Here is a 14,141-nt window from a genome sequence, read left to right as displayed (position 1 = left end):
GACAGGGTACGTCGCTGGGCGGAATGACCAGGATCGGGACGGGCCTTGGCGTGCAGGCCGGCAGCAGGGGAAGCGGGATTTAGACGTGGATGCGCTTGCGTCGCCATTGCCCCCTCGCTCGTCGAGCGATGAGGTAGAGCGAAGGTTTACGCTTGCACAAAATCGCGGGCGTAGTCATACTCGACTCACCAAATCGTTAGTCGTTGGTCTGGGTTGTTGCTTCTCGTCAAAGGTCCAACCCGTTCTCTTCAGTGGAAAGCCCCGGTCGGCAAACCGGGGCTTTTTGCGTTTCTATGCCTGTCTAAGTCATGTTGGGGGCCTTTAGCGAGGGCTGAAACCGGAGCAAAGTCGCTGGCGAGAGCACTCTGCTACGGGTGATTATGGCGGGAAAGCTTAGCAGCTAGCGGGCAAATAACTGGCACGCGGAGTTGCCCTTTTTGGGCAACTTGAGCGGAAAAACGCTGAAATATCGAATTTTATAACATCATGGATGAATTTCATTCATCTCTTCCTCCTCGTGCGGCTGTCGTTTACAAAACGGACATTCCTGGCGCGTAGAGACCAATCGAGCATTGGTGGACATGAAAAACTCGAGATCGCAATAAGGACAGTGCTCGATCATGGCCAGATTGGATCGCAGTTCATCTGCCAGACACCAGGCATCGGTGATGGAGAGCTGGCGAAAGCTGCGGTGCTCATAACCTGGGATTTCGTATCGCAGGGCGCAATACATCCGGTAGGCCTGATTAAGCGCGTCAATATTCGTTTTTTTCAAAACGTCCTCGCCACCGATCGTGCGGTAGAGCTGCATGAGCATGCTGGCCTGCAGCTTGTCGAGGTTGCTCTGGATAATCGTCGAGCCGCTACGCACTGCTCGACCGGAACGGCACCGTTCTACACCAGAGGTTTTAATCGAATCATAGACTCGACGCAGTTGTTTATAGCTCAGCGTCGTTTCCAACGTGATGATCTGTGAAACATAACCGGCGATCGCCATTTCACGGGCGAGGAGAAATCGATCCAGCATCATGTTCGAGATATTCGAGGCCATTTCCAGCTCCCTTATTATTGAAGTCTGCGAACGCGAAACGCCTGTTGGATCAGGCGAATGCGCAGTAACCTGGCTTCCTTCATGCCACGACTGTGACTGAGGATTCGTTCGATCGTGTCGCTATCAAAACGCAATGCAAAGCGGGCGGGTATCCGAGCGCTCATGATTCGGAGCTGGCATACCGAGGCTCTGGCTACATATCGGGCCAGTTTGGGCGATACACCAAACGCGATTTCCGCATGGGCCAGGTCCTCATTGGCCAGCCGATGCAACTGCAGCCAGTACTGCTCGTCGATCTGATTGGCTGAGGTATGAGCCAACTGAATCGGGCTGTAAACCTGCTCCAATTGCCGGATGATCTGGCCCTCATTGACCAGGCGAAACCCGAGCAGACAACCCGATGCCAGTTTTGAAATCGATTGGATCGACGCCTGGCTGATGGCATTTATAGCCAGCTCATCGACTACAAATCGCTCGCTGACGGACTCGCGTCCGCCCCAGCACAGCTGATGCAGTGTGCCCCACAGGAGGATGTCCAGCTCTCTCAAATCTCGATCCGGTCTCTGGTTATGCAGGGCCTGCGCTCGCGCATCCAACTGATCGACTGTCGATCGATTTTGTTCCTGTTCACTCATGGTTTCAGATTCTCAAGGTTGCGGAGGATCGCCAGGATGCGGCTGCCATAGTTTCGAGCCCGACTCTCATCGCGCCAGTTGTGGTAGCGGCCGATCCCAAGTTCGAGATCACCGGGTGCTGAGGCAATGGTTTGCGCGAGGATTTTGGCGCCTGTCTGCAGATTGACGGCAGGATCGAGCAGCGCGGTGGGATCAGTGATGTTTCGTCTATGCCAGTGCAGATTGATCTGCATCAGGCCGACATCGATCATCAATCCGTGGCGCTCGATAAGCGCTCGCAGAGCGGCCTCTGCATCAGCGCGGGACTGAGAATAGACCGGACGATCGGGCGCTCTCAGGGTCCAGGGATGCGGACCAACGCTGCCGTTACCCTGGCCAAACGCCGATTCCCCCAACGCGACAGCATATAAAAGCCGCGGGTCTATCCCGGCCTGACGCCCCGCCCGATCAAAAACGCTACCCGCTAAATCGAATCCAAAGGCGTACGTTGTCGTTAGAGCGAACGCGACTACTGCTGTCGCCAGCAGGCTGGGGGAAAACACCCTCATTTTTGTCGGTTCCAGATCGGCAGACCATTCTGGTCATAGCGCTCAGGCCAGAGTTTTTGAGGCGTCAGCCCTAGCACCTTGGCAATTTCGTAATCCCAGCGCGGCGATCCCCGTTTCAGAGCCGTAGACAGAATATTTCGATCAACCTGGTGTTCCCGGGCAATGCTGGCCAGCGATGCCCCTCTGATTTTCAGTTGGTATTTTATCCACTGCCGGCGGATTTCTGGGTCAGCGGGAATCTGGTCGATATCGGGCATGTGGCTCTACAAATGGGAACGAAATTGATAGAGGTTGATTCTGCAATCAGGCTAGTGGCGTTAGGCCACTTTAGACAAGGTGTTATGTTATTTTTTTGACAAAAAAACGTTATTTTTCTGTCGTTATGTGATGTATGACACAGTGTACTCAGCTGATAAAGTGAGCTCTATATAGGCTATTTCCTATAAATAGGTATATAAAAAAAGGCGTCCGAGAAGGACGCCTGATTTCTATCGGGCTGTGTTTAAGCAGGATGGCGCCGCCCGTAGACAATGCCTGCGGGGACTACTCATATGCACGACGGATCGGGTGAAGTCCCAGCGGGCTAGATACTTACCCACCGAGCGTACTGACAGGCTCACGCCATACTCGCGTTCGATTAGTTGCATTACTGCTACACGACTCCACAAGGCAAAGTCCATTTTCAACTGTTCGGGACGCTTATCGCAGATAACGCCGCGCAAGGCCTGCTCTTGCTCTGCCGTTAGCACATGCTTGTCACCTACGAGTCTTCGGAGCCAGGGCGGCCATTCCACCCTGCTCGTATCGATCAATGATCTTACACGCCGCCGAATAACTCAGCCCCTGCTTGCCGGCCTGTTGCAACGGTTCGATTACCCACTCACCGGCGTCATAGGCACGATCAGCGATCACAGCTTCAGCCACCGTGCCGGTTAGTAGAGCTTGGGTTCCCTCCAAATCGTGCGCCTGATCTGGCGTGAGGTGGAAACCAGTGGGATTACCCCGTGCATCGACCGTAGCGTGGATCTTGGTGCTCAGTCCGCCTCGGCTGCACCCGATGTCCTGCGGTGCCCCCCTTTTGCACCCGCACTGTGCTGATGCGCTCGGACGATGGTCGAATTGATCATTGAGTATTCGTTGTCAGCATCGTGTGCCAGGGCTTGGAACACCCGTTCCCAAAGGAGCTACAGAATGAAAATTGTGCTATTCATGAGTTCGCTGTATATCGCTTCAGTGCTGACGGGGTGTTCGAGCAAGCTAACCCAGCCTGATGAATATTCTGGATTTCTCAAAGACTATAGCCAGTTAGAGGAAAGCAGATCGCCTTCCGGTGCGGCTGTGATGCGCTGGATCGATCCCACGTTGAATCTGAACAAATACACCAGTTTTTATGTCGAGCCGAGCCAGCTTTATCCCAAGCCGCAACCCACTCAGAAAATTCCGCAAAGTACTTTGCAAGGCATCACCAGCTATTATGATCAGGCGCTCAAACGTGAACTTGGCAAATCACTGTCGCTGGCCAAATCACCTGGGCCTAGAACTCTCATCGTTAGGCCGGCAATCACTGCCGTCAGCAGCAAAACCGAAGGCCTGAAGCCTTATGAAGTGCTTCCGATCGCTCTAGTGGCTGCAGCAGTCAGCGCTGCATCGGGCATCCGTGATCAGGAAACAAATATTGGCACTGAAGCAGCCTTTATCGATGGAGAAAATAACCGGGTAGTGGCGCAAGTCGTGCGTAAGGGGGCTGGCGAGCCTTTGGAGAACAACAGTCAAGTCATGAAGGTTGCAGATGTGAGAAAGGTTCTTGATGGCTGGGCCTCTGATCTGCATCAATCCTACCTGAAGCTCAAGGCCAAGTGATTTCAGCAGGCTGAGCTCAAAGGTGCTTCCTGCTTACTTACCACATTGTTGACCGGTTGACGGAGATGTCTATGAAACCAAGGGCGATTCAGAATTCGATACGGATATCTGCTCTGCTCGCGCAGGCGATTCAAGCGCAAGTGGGATGAATGCCGGCAGAGTTGAGAGACTACGTACACTACTACAATCATTGTTGAGCACAGGACTCAAGTCGGCCGAGTATAAAAAATGTTCAACTTAGAAGTGGCTCCAGTCGTTTGAACAGTGCAGCCGAATTTGATAAGTGGATCGCCTGCGGTTTCAAGCTGCCTTCGGCAGAGGCAGCAGCTGGTTGAAGTAGACCTGAACTGTTGGGCTGCCGTAGGTTTTCACTGCTTTTCTCTGCGGCAGCAAGGAGTCGTAGCGTTACATCAGCAATGCATTATTTCAGATCGTCAGAATCGCTTGGGCCAGCTGCAAATCACTGGCCTGAGCCAGCTGTGGTGCCAGGTTGCGGATATGTTCAAGTGCGGCTTCCAGGCGTACGCCGCGTTGCTCACCATTGCTAGCGACGAAGCAGGCAGCGTCGTCGCGGGCCTCTTGCACAACCTTGTCATCCTTGAAGGACGACGAAGTAAAGTCAGATGTACCCTCCACCGAATTGGTGACTTTCTCGGCAGTCCAATCAGTGGTCATCGTGACACTGAGTGCCGAAGCCGCTCCAGCCTGCAGCAGAGTGGCCATGCAGATGATTGTGAATACATAACGATTCAACATGGTAGCTCCTGGATTTTCGAGTCGCCTATATCTCGAATTTTAGTTGGCGGTACAGAGATTGCTAAAACTTGTTTTTGAATTCGAACCGGAACCTGGTTCCGCAGATACTTGCGATTGCCTTCTGCTCCAGGTTGTGTAAAAACGTCCTGCAAGATCAAGCAGCTTCTGATCGGCTACGGCGAGACCTGGGCGGTGCCGCGTACCGGTTGCACGCTTCAATCACGTAAGATCCGCTCAACCCGGCTCGGGAGGTGCGACTGAAACTCAAGGCGGGCGGCACGCACTTCGCCACCGAGACGGCATTCATCGTCCGCGACCACGATGCAATCGCTGATAAACTGACCGAGGTCTATCGCCACGGGCGCACGATCCGCGTTAGGCCGCGAGACGGCGTTGTCGATCTCGACATCATCGTCGATCGTACTTCGGTTGAAATGTTCGTGAACGGCGACGAGCATGCGCTGAGTGCGGTCGTGTCTGGCGCGAATGACGCGAACGGCATCACCGCCGAGGCGTTCGACGGGCTCGCCGTCATTCGCTCGATAACCGTCGTCCCGCTCACGCCCACCCCGCCGGTGCGCCGGAGTTGACCGGACCCTGTGGAGTTTTCCAGGCCAGGATGCAGCACTCTGCGCTCGCATCACTGGCTCGTGGGCTGCCAAAATAACACCGATAGCACCGCTATTTCCCGCCCAGGCAACTTTCCGCTATCTGCCCAATATGGCAAATCCTTAAACCTCTACTAATCTCTGGCTAACAGAAGTAAGCGAGAGAATCAATATGCAATTTGGCCATGATTTGCAATTAATTATTCCTGGCATCGCCCTGCTGTTTTTGAGCGCTTGCGCCAATATTGAGGCGCATATCACCGAATACGTCGGTGCTCCACACATCTCGCCAACCAGCCCGGCCAGCGTCGAAGTTCTGCGCAGTGAGCCCACCCGCCCGCATGATCGTCTGGGCGAAGTGGTACTCGACGCCAGCACTGAACCGTCGCCTCCGGTAAACGAAATCGAGCAAAAACTGCGCGAAGAAGCTGCCAAGATCGGCGGCGAAGCCGTGGTAGTGGTCTACGACCAGATCCAACCTGTGGCTGCCTACGTCAGCGGGCCGCTCTGGGATCGGGATATCCAGACCATCCAGGGCCGCAAACTGAAAGGCATCGTGATTCGCTACAAGAATTAACGAACTTTCGTCTCCGCTGCGTTCAGCAGTACAGCGGGTTGCTCAAGAAAAATAAGGTGTCCCAATGCACCAAGAGCGCCTACCCAGCATTAGCGTTTCCCTAGCCGTCCTGTTGTTTGCCTGCATACCCGTCCAGGCAGACAACGCCGAGGATGCGAACAAGAGCAACAACCCGCTCAACTTCGCACCCAGCTTGAACCTGCAGGACTACTACAGCCCCGAGCTGTATGACACCAATGCCCATACCAACGACCTGCTACTGCGCGGCACTCTGCCGATCGCGCCCAGTGATTTCATCGGCATGCCGCAACTGTTTCGCGCCACCCTGCCCATCAGCACTCGGCCCGATCCTCTCAGCGGCTACAGCACGGGCATTGGCGACCTGAACGTCTTCGACATCTTTCTATCCACGTTCAAGGGAGTGCAACTTGGCGTCGGCCCGTTGATCACCGCACCCACCGCCGAGCACGATGAGCTGGGCACCGGCAAATGGCAAGCTGGCCTTGCCGCTGTAGCCATAGACGCCTCACCGGGTGGCCTGCTCGGTGCTCTGGTGCAATACCAACACTCCTTCGCTGGTGACAGCGACCGTCAACGCGTGGAAACCGCCACTTTCCAGCCTTTCTTCATCCATAACCTACCCGAAGGCTGGTACCTGCGTTCTACCGGCACCTGGACTTTCGATCTGAACAACCACACCCACTACATTCCTCTCGGCTTCGGTGTCGGCAAGATCAGCAAGGTCGGCCACAACATCTACAACTTCTTCGTTGAGCCGCAATGGACCGTGGATCACAAAGGCGCGGGGCTGCCCGAATTCACCCTGTTCGCCGGTCTGAACTTCACCTTCGGTAGATAAGGACTCACCATGAAAGGACAACTCGGCCTCCTGCTACCCTTGATGCTGGCAGTGGGTAGCGCTTATGGCACCTCGCTGGAAACCCGCTTCGGCACTCTGGAAATGCAGGGCGACCTGCCAGCCAAGGATGCCGTGGGGCAGCTCTATGACGAACTCGACTTTCAACAGGCAACCCAGAGCTATCTTTGGGCGCTGCCCATAGTGGCCTTTGCCGAATGGCAGCAAGTCCACGAGAAAACGTTCGGTGCCAGAAGCGGCGACCTGGTGATCTACAACAGCTATGAGGACAAGCTTGGCATCCTCACTGCCAATGCCACCACGCCCTACATCCTCAGTTTCATCGACCTCAAGGAGACTGGGCCGTTGGTCATTGACTTGCCTGCCGGTCCTACTGCCGGTGGTATCGGCGACTTCTGGCAGCGGTCGGTGATTGACCTCGGCCAAACCGGCCCGGATCAAGGCAAAGGTGGCAAGTACCTGTTGCTACCACCGGGAGAAGAAGCGCCGGAAGACGCCGAGGCCAAGGGCTATTATCCAGTGAAAGCCAGCACGATGAACGTAATGGTGGGCTTTCGCGTGCTTGATCCCGATCCGGCCAGGGGCAAGGCTCTGGTGGATGCGTTCAAGCTCTATTCGTATGCCCAGCGTGCCGAACCGCCGGCCACCCGCCAGATAACGCCGGGTGGCAAACATTGGTACGGCGGCCAGCCGCGCGGCCTGGCTTACTGGGAACGGCTACACGCCATTCTGCAAGATGAGCCGGTGGCCGAGCGCGACCGTTTTTATATGGCCATGCTGGCCAGCCTCGGCATCGAGAAAGGCCAGCCCTTCGCCCCCGGCGAACGCCAGCGCACGTTTCTTGAAGAAGGCGCGCAGGCCGGCGAACTGATCGCCAAGGCCAATAGCTTCGCCAAGCGTTTCCCGCAATCACGCTATTGGCCCGACCGAGGGTGGGACTTGGTGCTGAACATCGCCGACCCCAGCCAGCGCGTGGCCTATTTTGACCAGTTGTGGGAGCGCACTGCTTGGTACTACGAGGCGGTGACCAACACCAAAGGAATGATAAGCAAGACCCCAGGGCTGGGGCAGACCTACCTCGGTGCCTATGCCGACCAGGCCGGTGACTGGCTCGACGGTGGCAAGGCCTACAAGCTGCACGTGCCGGCAAACGTGCCGGCCAGGCAGTTCTGGTCGATGACCGTGTATGACACCGACACCCGTTGCCTGATCGACAACCCGCAGCGCAAGGCCGACCTCTCCTCACGGCAGAATCTTGCGAAAAACGCCGATGGTTCGGTGGACCTCTACTTCGGCCCCGAGGCGCCCAAGGGCTTCGAAAACAACTGGGTGCAGACGGTTTCCGGCCGGCACTGGTTCAGCTACTTCCGCCTTTATGCGCCGACCGAGGCCTATTTCGACAAGAGCTGGAAGCTCAACGACATCAATCGGCTCGATTGAACCCGAAATAGCGAACGAACGGAGGATGTGCCCCATGCAAGCAACAGGTAGTTTCCGTGTCATCTGCGCCAGCCTGGCTCTACTGGTCACCAGTGCCCACGCTGCGTTCACTGCAACGCCTGAGAGCGCCCGGGCCATCGCCAGGGAGGCTTATCTCTACGGCTACCCGGCGGTGGAAATGTACAAGACCCTCTACGCCCAGGCGGTGGAGCAAGGTGGACCGAACTACAAGGCACCTATCAACCACATCGGTAATACCGCTAACGTGTTCACCCCCAGGGACACGGCGATCATCACTCCCAATTCGGACACGCCCTACTCCTTCGTCTGGATGGATCTGCGCGCCGAGCCGCTGGTGCTGACCCTGCCACCGGTAGAGAAGAACCGCTACTACTCGGTGCAGTTGATCGACCTTTACACCCAGAATTTCGCCTACCTGGGCAGCCGCACCACCGGCACCCAGGGTGGCACCTTCATGGTCGCCGGGCCCGACTGGAAGGGCGAGAAACCGGCCAATGTCGACAAGCTGATTCGCAGCGAGTCCAACCTCGTTTATGCGCTCTATCGCACTCAATTGTTCGATGAGCAGGATTTGGCGCAGGTGAAAAAGATCCAGGCCGGCTACCAGGTACAGGGACTTTCCGCCTTCTCCGGCCAGCCAGCACCAAAACCGGTGCCGGCGGTGGACTGGCCCAGACCGCAGGCGGATATGACGGCAACTCCGGCGCTGTTCCGCTATCTCGATTTCCTCCTCACCTTCGCCCCTACTCATCCCAGCGAAACCGCATTGATGCAGCGCTTCGCCAGAATCGACGTCGGGCCCGGCCTGCATTTCGACGAGCGTAAACTCAGCGTCGAGCAATTCAAGGCTCTGCAGGACGGCATTGCTGATGGCCAGGCCGAATTCACCCGCTTCAAAAAAGCACAGGTGGATACCCGCAAGGTGGACAGCGGGGCCTTGTTCGGTACCCGCGAGCACCTGAAGAACAATTATCTCTACCGCTATGCCGGAGCTAACATGGGTATCTTCGGCAACTCGGCCGAGGAAGCCAGCTACATCGGCTATTTCGTCGACAGCAAGGGCCAACCGGCCAATGCCGCGACGCACGACTACACCTTGCACTTCGCCAAAGGTGCCCTGCCGCCAGCCAAAGCCTTCTGGTCACTGACCCTGTACGACGGCAAGAGCAAGCTGCTGGTGGACAACCCGCTGAATCGCTACCTGATCAATTCGCGCATGTACGACAGCCTGAAGAAGGATGCCGACGGCGGCCTGACCCTGTACGTGCAGCATCGATCCCCAGGCCAGGACAAGCAAAGCAACTGGCTACCGGCGCCCAACGGCCCGTTCTACGGCGTGTTGCGCATCTACATGCCCGGGCCGGAATTGGCCAGTGGGCAATGGCAGTTGCCATTGCTGACGCCTACCGAAAAAGGGGGGCGCTGATATGTGTCACGCTACCTACCTGCGCCGGCTAGGTGCCTTCAGCCTGGCCTCCCTACCGTTGCTGACCCTGGCCGACAATGCGCGTGACTGGCAGAACGTACCGATCAATCTGAACATGGTGTTCGGCTACTACAACGACATAAATACCAACACTACCATCAATACCAGCCTGCCCATCGATGGCCTGTCGCTGAATGCGGATCTTTACCTGCTGCGCTATGCGTACTCCTTCGACCTGGCCGGGCGCAACTCCGCCATCCAGATCATCCAGCCTTACGCCGACGTCGACGCTTCTTTCGATCACGCCCGCTTCTTCACCGGCACCCGCAAGAATGGGGGCATGGGTGATACTCAAATTATCTTCGCCCACAACTTCTTCGGCGGCCCGGCGCTGACCCAGGAAGCGTTTTCCAGTTGGCAACCCGGCACTTTCTTCAGCGGTGCGATCACCCTCACCGTTCCGAACGGCGACTACGACCAGGATCGCGTGATCAACATCGGCGCCAACCGCTGGGTGGTCAAACCGGAGCTGGCCTTCGGTCACCCTATCGGCCCGACCTGGCTGGAAGTCAATACCTGGCTCTCGTTGTATGGCGACAACGACGACTATCTCCGCGACCGCAAACTCGAACAGCGGCCGATATTCGCCATCGAAGGGCACTACAGCTACACCCTCAACCGTGCCCTGTGGGTGTCGCTGGATGCCACCTGGAGCAAGGGCGGTGAAACCAAGATCGAAGGTGTCAACCAGCACAATGAACAGGAAAACACTCTGCTCGGTGCCAGCCTGGGTTTCATGCTCTCGCCGCAGTTCGGCGGGCTGGTGGCCTATAGCGACACTGTCTCCAAGCAATCCGGCTCGGCCGATGTCGAGACCTGGACTTTTCGTCTGCAGTACGTCTGGTAGAGGACACAACATGAGCGTACGCCACAACATCATCGCCCTACAGGCCAACATCGCCGAAGCCGTGCTCGGCCAGGAGCAGGTGATCCGCCACGTGTTGCTGGCCTTGCTCGCCAATGGCCATTTGCTGCTGGAAGGCCTGCCCGGCCTGGCCAAGACTCGCACGGTGAAGGCTCTGGCGCGCCAGCTCGATGCGAAGATGAGCCGCATCCAGTTCACCCCTGACCTGCTGCCGTCGGATATCACCGGCGCTGAGGTGTTGCATCAGCTCGACGGGCAAAACCAGATCCGCTTTCAGCCCGGCCCGCTGTTTGGCAGCATCATCCTGGCCGACGAAATCAACCGTGCCCCGGCCAAGGTCCAGGCTGCTTTGCTCGAAGCCATGGAGGAACGGCAAATCACCGTCGCCGGGCAAAGCCACCCGATGTCCGAATTGTTCATGGTGCTGGCCACGCAGAACCCCATCGAGCAGGAAGGCACCTACCCACTGCCCGAGGCGCAGATGGACCGCTTCCTGATGAAAGTGCAGCTCGACTACCCCGCTCCGGCCGACGAAAGCCAGGTACTGCGCCTGCTGCGCGAAGAAGAACAGCAGGCTCGGCTCGACATGACATCGGCCTCGGCTTGTCTTGACCCGGCGGCAATCTTTGCCGCACGCCGCGAGTTGAGCGGCGTGCACGTGGCCGAAAGCATCGACCGCTATCTAATCGACCTGGTCAACGCTACCCGCCACCCAATCGATTACGACGCCGATCTAGCCCGCTGGATCGCCATCGGAACCAGCCCGCGTGGCGGCATCGGTTTGGATCGCACCGCCCGCGCACATGCCTGGCTAGAGGGACAGGATTTTGTCACCCCGGACGATGTGCGCGCGGTGCTTCACCCAGTATTACGCCATCGCCTGCGGCTCAGCTACGACGCTGTGGCCGACGGCGTAAACGCCGATCAGGTACTGGATCGCCTGCTCGACAAAGTGGCTATTCCAGCCTGATCGGGAGAATGGCGATATGGCGATGCACACGCAACGACAGGCTGCGGATGGCTTTGTCTATGTCTCCCTAGCGCAGTTGATGGCGCTGGAGTTCGCAACCCGTGAGCTGAGCTTTTTCGCCCGCCAGCCGCGCTCGAGTATTCTTGCCGGCAACCATGCCTCGCGTCTGCGCGGGCGCGGCTTGAACTTCGATGAGCTGCGCCGCTACCAGGCCGGCGACGACCTGCGCCGTCTCGACTGGCGTACCACGCTGCGTACCGGCAAACCCTTCGTGCGCAGCTTCACCGAAGAGCGCGATCGGTCGTCGCTGATCCTGATGGACCAGCGTATGTCGATGTTTTTCGGCTCCACCCGCAGCTTCAAATCCGCCATGGCTGCCGAACTCGGTGCCCTGGCCGCCTGGATGATGTTCCAGGCCGGCGACCGGGTCGGCGGGCTGATTTTCAACGACAGCCAGATCGACAGCATTGCCCCGTTGCACAGCCGTAGTCGCCTGCAGGTACTGTTCGCCAGCCTGGTACGGCAGAACCAGGCGCTCAGCGTCGAAACCGTGGCAGATGCAGATGAGGCGCAGTTGGATAAGTCCTTGCAGCATTGCCTGGCCCTGGCGGGCCATGATTACCTGATCTGCATTGTTAGCGATTTCGCTGGCGCAGGCCCGCGTACCCTGCAGTTGCTACACCAGCTTGCCGCGCACAATGACGTAATTGCCATGCAGGTCTATGACCCGCTGGCCCTGAAGCTGCCGAAACAGGGCCGAATAGTCGTGACCCAGGGCGAGCTGCAGATAGAACTGGCTGTGGAGCAGCGTCAGGTACGCCAGCCATTAGGAGAGTTTCTCAATGGCCGGCTGAAGGAAGTTGCCCAATTACTGCGTCACAGCCAGATACCCCTGATGATGTTCAGTACCGGTGAAGAAGCCGTGCTGCAGTTGCGCCGCGAACTGGGCCGGATAATCGGAGCACCGCGATGAATGCTCCCGATATCGACCAGCTCAAGGAACTGGCCCTGCCCACGCCAGTGTCCTGGTTGCCGCAGACGTGGGGCTGGTTGGCGCTGTTGCTGGTAACCCTGTTCGTCCTGCTGAGCTGGGCTGCCCTGCGATACCGGCGCTGGCAACGGAGCCGTTACCGCCGCGAGGCTCTGAGTCGCCTGGTGCAACTGGAACAAGCCCTGGACGATCCCGCCCGGCGCTTGGCCGCCCTGCGGGAATTACCGGAACTGTTGAAACGCGTAGCCCTGTCGATGCCAGGCGCACCGCCGGTAGCCGCCCTCGGCGGTAACGCCTGGCAAGCCTTCCTCGCTCGCCACGGCGGTGAACCCCTGCCGGCGGATTTTGCCCAGCAACTGGCCCAACTCGCCTATGCCCCTCACGAACGGCTGCGCAGCCTTTCCTCAGACCAGTGCCGGCAGTTGCTAGGGCTTTGCCGGGCCTGGGTGGAGAAGCATCATGTGGCAGCTTGACTATCCCTGGCTGCTGTTTCTGCTGCCGTTGCCCTGGTTGGGGTATCGCCTGCTGCCGGAATACCGTGCGGCGCGCACTGCTCTGCGTGTTCCTTTCTTCGCCGCCATGAGCCGTGCCATTGGCCAGGTACCGGGCCGCTCTAGCGGCGGGCGCTGGCAATTGCTACTCAACCTGTTGGTCTGGGCGCTGCTGCTGCTGGCCGCCAGCCGCCCACAGTGGCTGGAGCAGCCCATAGTGCGCAGCCAGCCAGTGCGCGATCTGATGCTTGCCATCGATATCTCGCAGTCCATGGAAACCACCGACCTGACTAATACCGCCGGGCAGCCAGTCGACCGCCTGAGCGCCGTGCAGGAAGTGGTGCAGGGTTTCATCGAGCGGCGCAAAAACGACCGTCTTGGCCTTATCGTCTTCGGCAGCGCCGCCTTCCCTCAGGCTCCCTTGACGCAGGATCACGCCAGCCTGGCGATCCTTCTCGACGAGGTGGGCATTGGCATGGCCGGACCCAATACCGCCATCGGTGACGCCATCGGTCTGGCTATCAAACTGTTCGATCAGGCTCATGAACAGGACAAAGTGCTGATCCTGCTCACCGATGGCAATGACACCAGTAGCGCCATCACTCCAGCCCACGCGGCGCAGATGGCGGCGGACAAAGGCATCGTGGTGCACAGCATCGGCATCGGTGATCCAACTGCCAGTGGCGAGGCCAGAGTCGATCTCCAAACCTTGGAGCGGATCACCAGCATCACTGGGGGGCATTTCTTCCGCGCCAGCGACCGCAACGCCCTGGAGCAGGTCTACGCCACCCTCGACCAGATCACCCCGCAACACGTGAAAACCTTCAGCCACCAGCCTCGGCACGAACTGTTCTGGCTGCCGCTGGGCATAGCCGTTGCCCTGCTCGGGGCCTACCACCTGCTGGCCATGTTTGCCGGGCACTTTGAGCGGCCGGCATGGCTGGTACCAAGGACAGGAGACTGAA

General features: G+C 58.1%; 16 protein-coding genes and 2 pseudogenes. 11 read left to right on the top strand and 7 right to left on the bottom strand.

The window, feature by feature from the left end:
* Window positions 1-484 precede the first annotated feature (484 nt).
* From FHR87_RS17160 to FHR87_RS19685, 6 genes and pseudogenes are all read right to left on the bottom strand, one after another.
* Window positions 485-1,051, bottom strand: a complete 567-nt coding sequence (locus tag FHR87_RS17160; RefSeq protein ID WP_183167967.1) for a FlhC family transcriptional regulator — start codon at window positions 1,049-1,051, stop codon at window positions 485-487.
* Between the two features lie 14 nt (window positions 1,052-1,065).
* Window positions 1,066-1,686, bottom strand: coding sequence for a hypothetical protein (locus tag FHR87_RS17155; protein ID WP_183167966.1), 621 nt, complete (start codon window positions 1,684-1,686; stop codon window positions 1,066-1,068).
* Window positions 1,683-2,234 carry a lytic transglycosylase domain-containing protein gene (locus FHR87_RS17150; protein ID WP_183167965.1) on the bottom strand — a complete coding sequence of 184 codons (552 nt, stop codon included), beginning with the start codon at window positions 2,232-2,234 and terminating at the stop codon, window positions 1,683-1,685. The genes FHR87_RS17155 and FHR87_RS17150 overlap by 4 nt, the downstream gene beginning before the upstream one ends.
* A complete protein-coding gene (locus tag FHR87_RS17145) occupies window positions 2,231-2,491 on the bottom strand; it encodes a helix-turn-helix domain-containing protein (RefSeq protein WP_183167963.1) in 261 nt (86 codons plus the stop codon). Before FHR87_RS17145 ends, FHR87_RS17150 begins: the two co-directional genes overlap by 4 nt.
* Before the next feature lie 309 nt (window positions 2,492-2,800).
* Window positions 2,801-3,134, bottom strand: a pseudogene (locus FHR87_RS19690) (helix-turn-helix domain-containing protein); the annotation flags it as partial.
* Window positions 3,135-3,152: 18 nt separating this feature from the next.
* Window positions 3,153-3,260, bottom strand: a pseudogene (locus tag FHR87_RS19685) (IS5-like element ISLpl3 family transposase); the annotation flags it as partial.
* A 165-nt stretch (window positions 3,261-3,425) separates the two neighbouring features.
* Here FHR87_RS19685 and FHR87_RS17130 point away from each other — a divergent pair.
* On the top strand, window positions 3,426-4,094 hold the full coding sequence (locus FHR87_RS17130; RefSeq protein WP_183167962.1) for a DUF3313 domain-containing protein: 669 nt from the start codon (window positions 3,426-3,428) through the stop codon (window positions 4,092-4,094).
* A gap of 426 nt (window positions 4,095-4,520) precedes the next feature.
* Here the strand turns inward: FHR87_RS17130 and FHR87_RS17125 are convergent, their stop codons facing one another.
* Window positions 4,521-4,850, bottom strand: a complete 330-nt coding sequence (locus FHR87_RS17125) for a DUF2388 domain-containing protein (RefSeq protein ID WP_246336084.1) — start codon at window positions 4,848-4,850, stop codon at window positions 4,521-4,523.
* A 251-nt stretch (window positions 4,851-5,101) separates the two neighbouring features.
* Here FHR87_RS17125 and FHR87_RS17120 point away from each other — a divergent pair, with 251 nt between their 5' ends.
* The 10 genes from FHR87_RS17120 to FHR87_RS17075 all read left to right on the top strand — a co-directional run bounded on the left by FHR87_RS17120 (window position 5,102) and on the right by FHR87_RS17075 (window position 14,140).
* Window positions 5,102-5,440: a GH32 C-terminal domain-containing protein gene (locus FHR87_RS17120; protein WP_183167960.1), complete on the top strand. Its 339-nt coding sequence runs from the start codon at window positions 5,102-5,104 to the stop codon at window positions 5,438-5,440.
* 190 nt (window positions 5,441-5,630) lie between these two features.
* Window positions 5,631-6,035, top strand: coding sequence for a hypothetical protein (locus tag FHR87_RS17115; protein WP_183167958.1), 405 nt, complete (start codon window positions 5,631-5,633; stop codon window positions 6,033-6,035).
* A 64-nt stretch (window positions 6,036-6,099) separates the two neighbouring features.
* Window positions 6,100-6,894, top strand: coding sequence for a hypothetical protein (locus tag FHR87_RS17110; RefSeq protein WP_183167957.1), 795 nt, complete (start codon window positions 6,100-6,102; stop codon window positions 6,892-6,894).
* Between the two features lie 42 nt (window positions 6,895-6,936).
* Window positions 6,937-8,352 carry a DUF1254 domain-containing protein gene (locus tag FHR87_RS17105; protein ID WP_338021269.1) on the top strand — a complete coding sequence of 472 codons (1,416 nt, stop codon included), beginning with the start codon at window positions 6,937-6,939 and terminating at the stop codon, window positions 8,350-8,352.
* A 34-nt stretch (window positions 8,353-8,386) separates the two neighbouring features.
* Window positions 8,387-9,799 (top strand): DUF1254 domain-containing protein, encoded by a 1,413-nt coding sequence (locus FHR87_RS17100; RefSeq protein ID WP_183167954.1) that lies wholly within the window; start codon window positions 8,387-8,389, stop codon window positions 9,797-9,799.
* A gap of 1 nt (window position 9,800) precedes the next feature.
* On the top strand, window positions 9,801-10,706 hold the full coding sequence (locus FHR87_RS17095) for a transporter (protein ID WP_183167953.1): 906 nt from the start codon (window positions 9,801-9,803) through the stop codon (window positions 10,704-10,706).
* A gap of 10 nt (window positions 10,707-10,716) precedes the next feature.
* Entirely contained in the window at window positions 10,717-11,694 is a 978-nt protein-coding gene (locus FHR87_RS17090; protein ID WP_183167951.1) for an AAA family ATPase, read from the top strand.
* A 16-nt stretch (window positions 11,695-11,710) separates the two neighbouring features.
* Window positions 11,711-12,667 (top strand): DUF58 domain-containing protein, encoded by a 957-nt coding sequence (locus FHR87_RS17085; RefSeq protein ID WP_420826754.1) that lies wholly within the window; start codon window positions 11,711-11,713, stop codon window positions 12,665-12,667.
* Window positions 12,664-13,158 (top strand): DUF4381 domain-containing protein, encoded by a 495-nt coding sequence (locus FHR87_RS17080; protein ID WP_183167949.1) that lies wholly within the window; start codon window positions 12,664-12,666, stop codon window positions 13,156-13,158. The genes FHR87_RS17085 and FHR87_RS17080 overlap by 4 nt, the downstream gene beginning before the upstream one ends.
* Window positions 13,145-14,140 carry a vWA domain-containing protein gene (locus FHR87_RS17075; RefSeq protein WP_183167948.1) on the top strand — a complete coding sequence of 332 codons (996 nt, stop codon included), beginning with the start codon at window positions 13,145-13,147 and terminating at the stop codon, window positions 14,138-14,140. The genes FHR87_RS17080 and FHR87_RS17075 overlap by 14 nt, the downstream gene beginning before the upstream one ends.
* Window position 14,141 lies beyond the last annotated feature (1 nt).

This window comes from Azomonas macrocytogenes (assembly GCF_014191985.1).
Lineage (GTDB): Bacteria > Pseudomonadota > Gammaproteobacteria > Pseudomonadales > Pseudomonadaceae > Azomonas > Azomonas macrocytogenes.
Note: the sequence above shows the minus strand (reverse complement) of the source record. Positions and strands in the feature narration are given on the sequence as shown.

Coding starts and splice junctions, on each gene's coding strand:
- FHR87_RS17160 (WP_183167967.1), bottom strand. CDS start 1,051: ATGGCCTCGAATATCTCGAACATGATGCTGGATCGATTTCTCCTCGCC.
- FHR87_RS17155 (WP_183167966.1), bottom strand. CDS start 1,686: ATGAGTGAACAGGAACAAAATCGATCGACAGTCGATCAGTTGGATGCG.
- FHR87_RS17150 (WP_183167965.1), bottom strand. CDS start 2,234: ATGAGGGTGTTTTCCCCCAGCCTGCTGGCGACAGCAGTAGTCGCGTTC.
- FHR87_RS17145 (WP_183167963.1), bottom strand. CDS start 2,491: ATGCCCGATATCGACCAGATTCCCGCTGACCCAGAAATCCGCCGGCAG.
- FHR87_RS17130 (WP_183167962.1), top strand. CDS start 3,426: ATGAAAATTGTGCTATTCATGAGTTCGCTGTATATCGCTTCAGTGCTG.
- FHR87_RS17125 (WP_246336084.1), bottom strand. CDS start 4,850: ATGTTGAATCGTTATGTATTCACAATCATCTGCATGGCCACTCTGCTG.
- FHR87_RS17115 (WP_183167958.1), top strand. CDS start 5,631: ATGCAATTTGGCCATGATTTGCAATTAATTATTCCTGGCATCGCCCTG.
- FHR87_RS17110 (WP_183167957.1), top strand. CDS start 6,100: ATGCACCAAGAGCGCCTACCCAGCATTAGCGTTTCCCTAGCCGTCCTG.
- FHR87_RS17105 (WP_338021269.1), top strand. CDS start 6,937: ATGCTGGCAGTGGGTAGCGCTTATGGCACCTCGCTGGAAACCCGCTTC.
- FHR87_RS17100 (WP_183167954.1), top strand. CDS start 8,387: ATGCAAGCAACAGGTAGTTTCCGTGTCATCTGCGCCAGCCTGGCTCTA.
- FHR87_RS17095 (WP_183167953.1), top strand. CDS start 9,801: ATGTGTCACGCTACCTACCTGCGCCGGCTAGGTGCCTTCAGCCTGGCC.
- FHR87_RS17090 (WP_183167951.1), top strand. CDS start 10,717: ATGAGCGTACGCCACAACATCATCGCCCTACAGGCCAACATCGCCGAA.
- FHR87_RS17085 (WP_420826754.1), top strand. CDS start 11,711: ATGGCGATGCACACGCAACGACAGGCTGCGGATGGCTTTGTCTATGTC.
- FHR87_RS17080 (WP_183167949.1), top strand. CDS start 12,664: ATGAATGCTCCCGATATCGACCAGCTCAAGGAACTGGCCCTGCCCACG.
- FHR87_RS17075 (WP_183167948.1), top strand. CDS start 13,145: ATGTGGCAGCTTGACTATCCCTGGCTGCTGTTTCTGCTGCCGTTGCCC.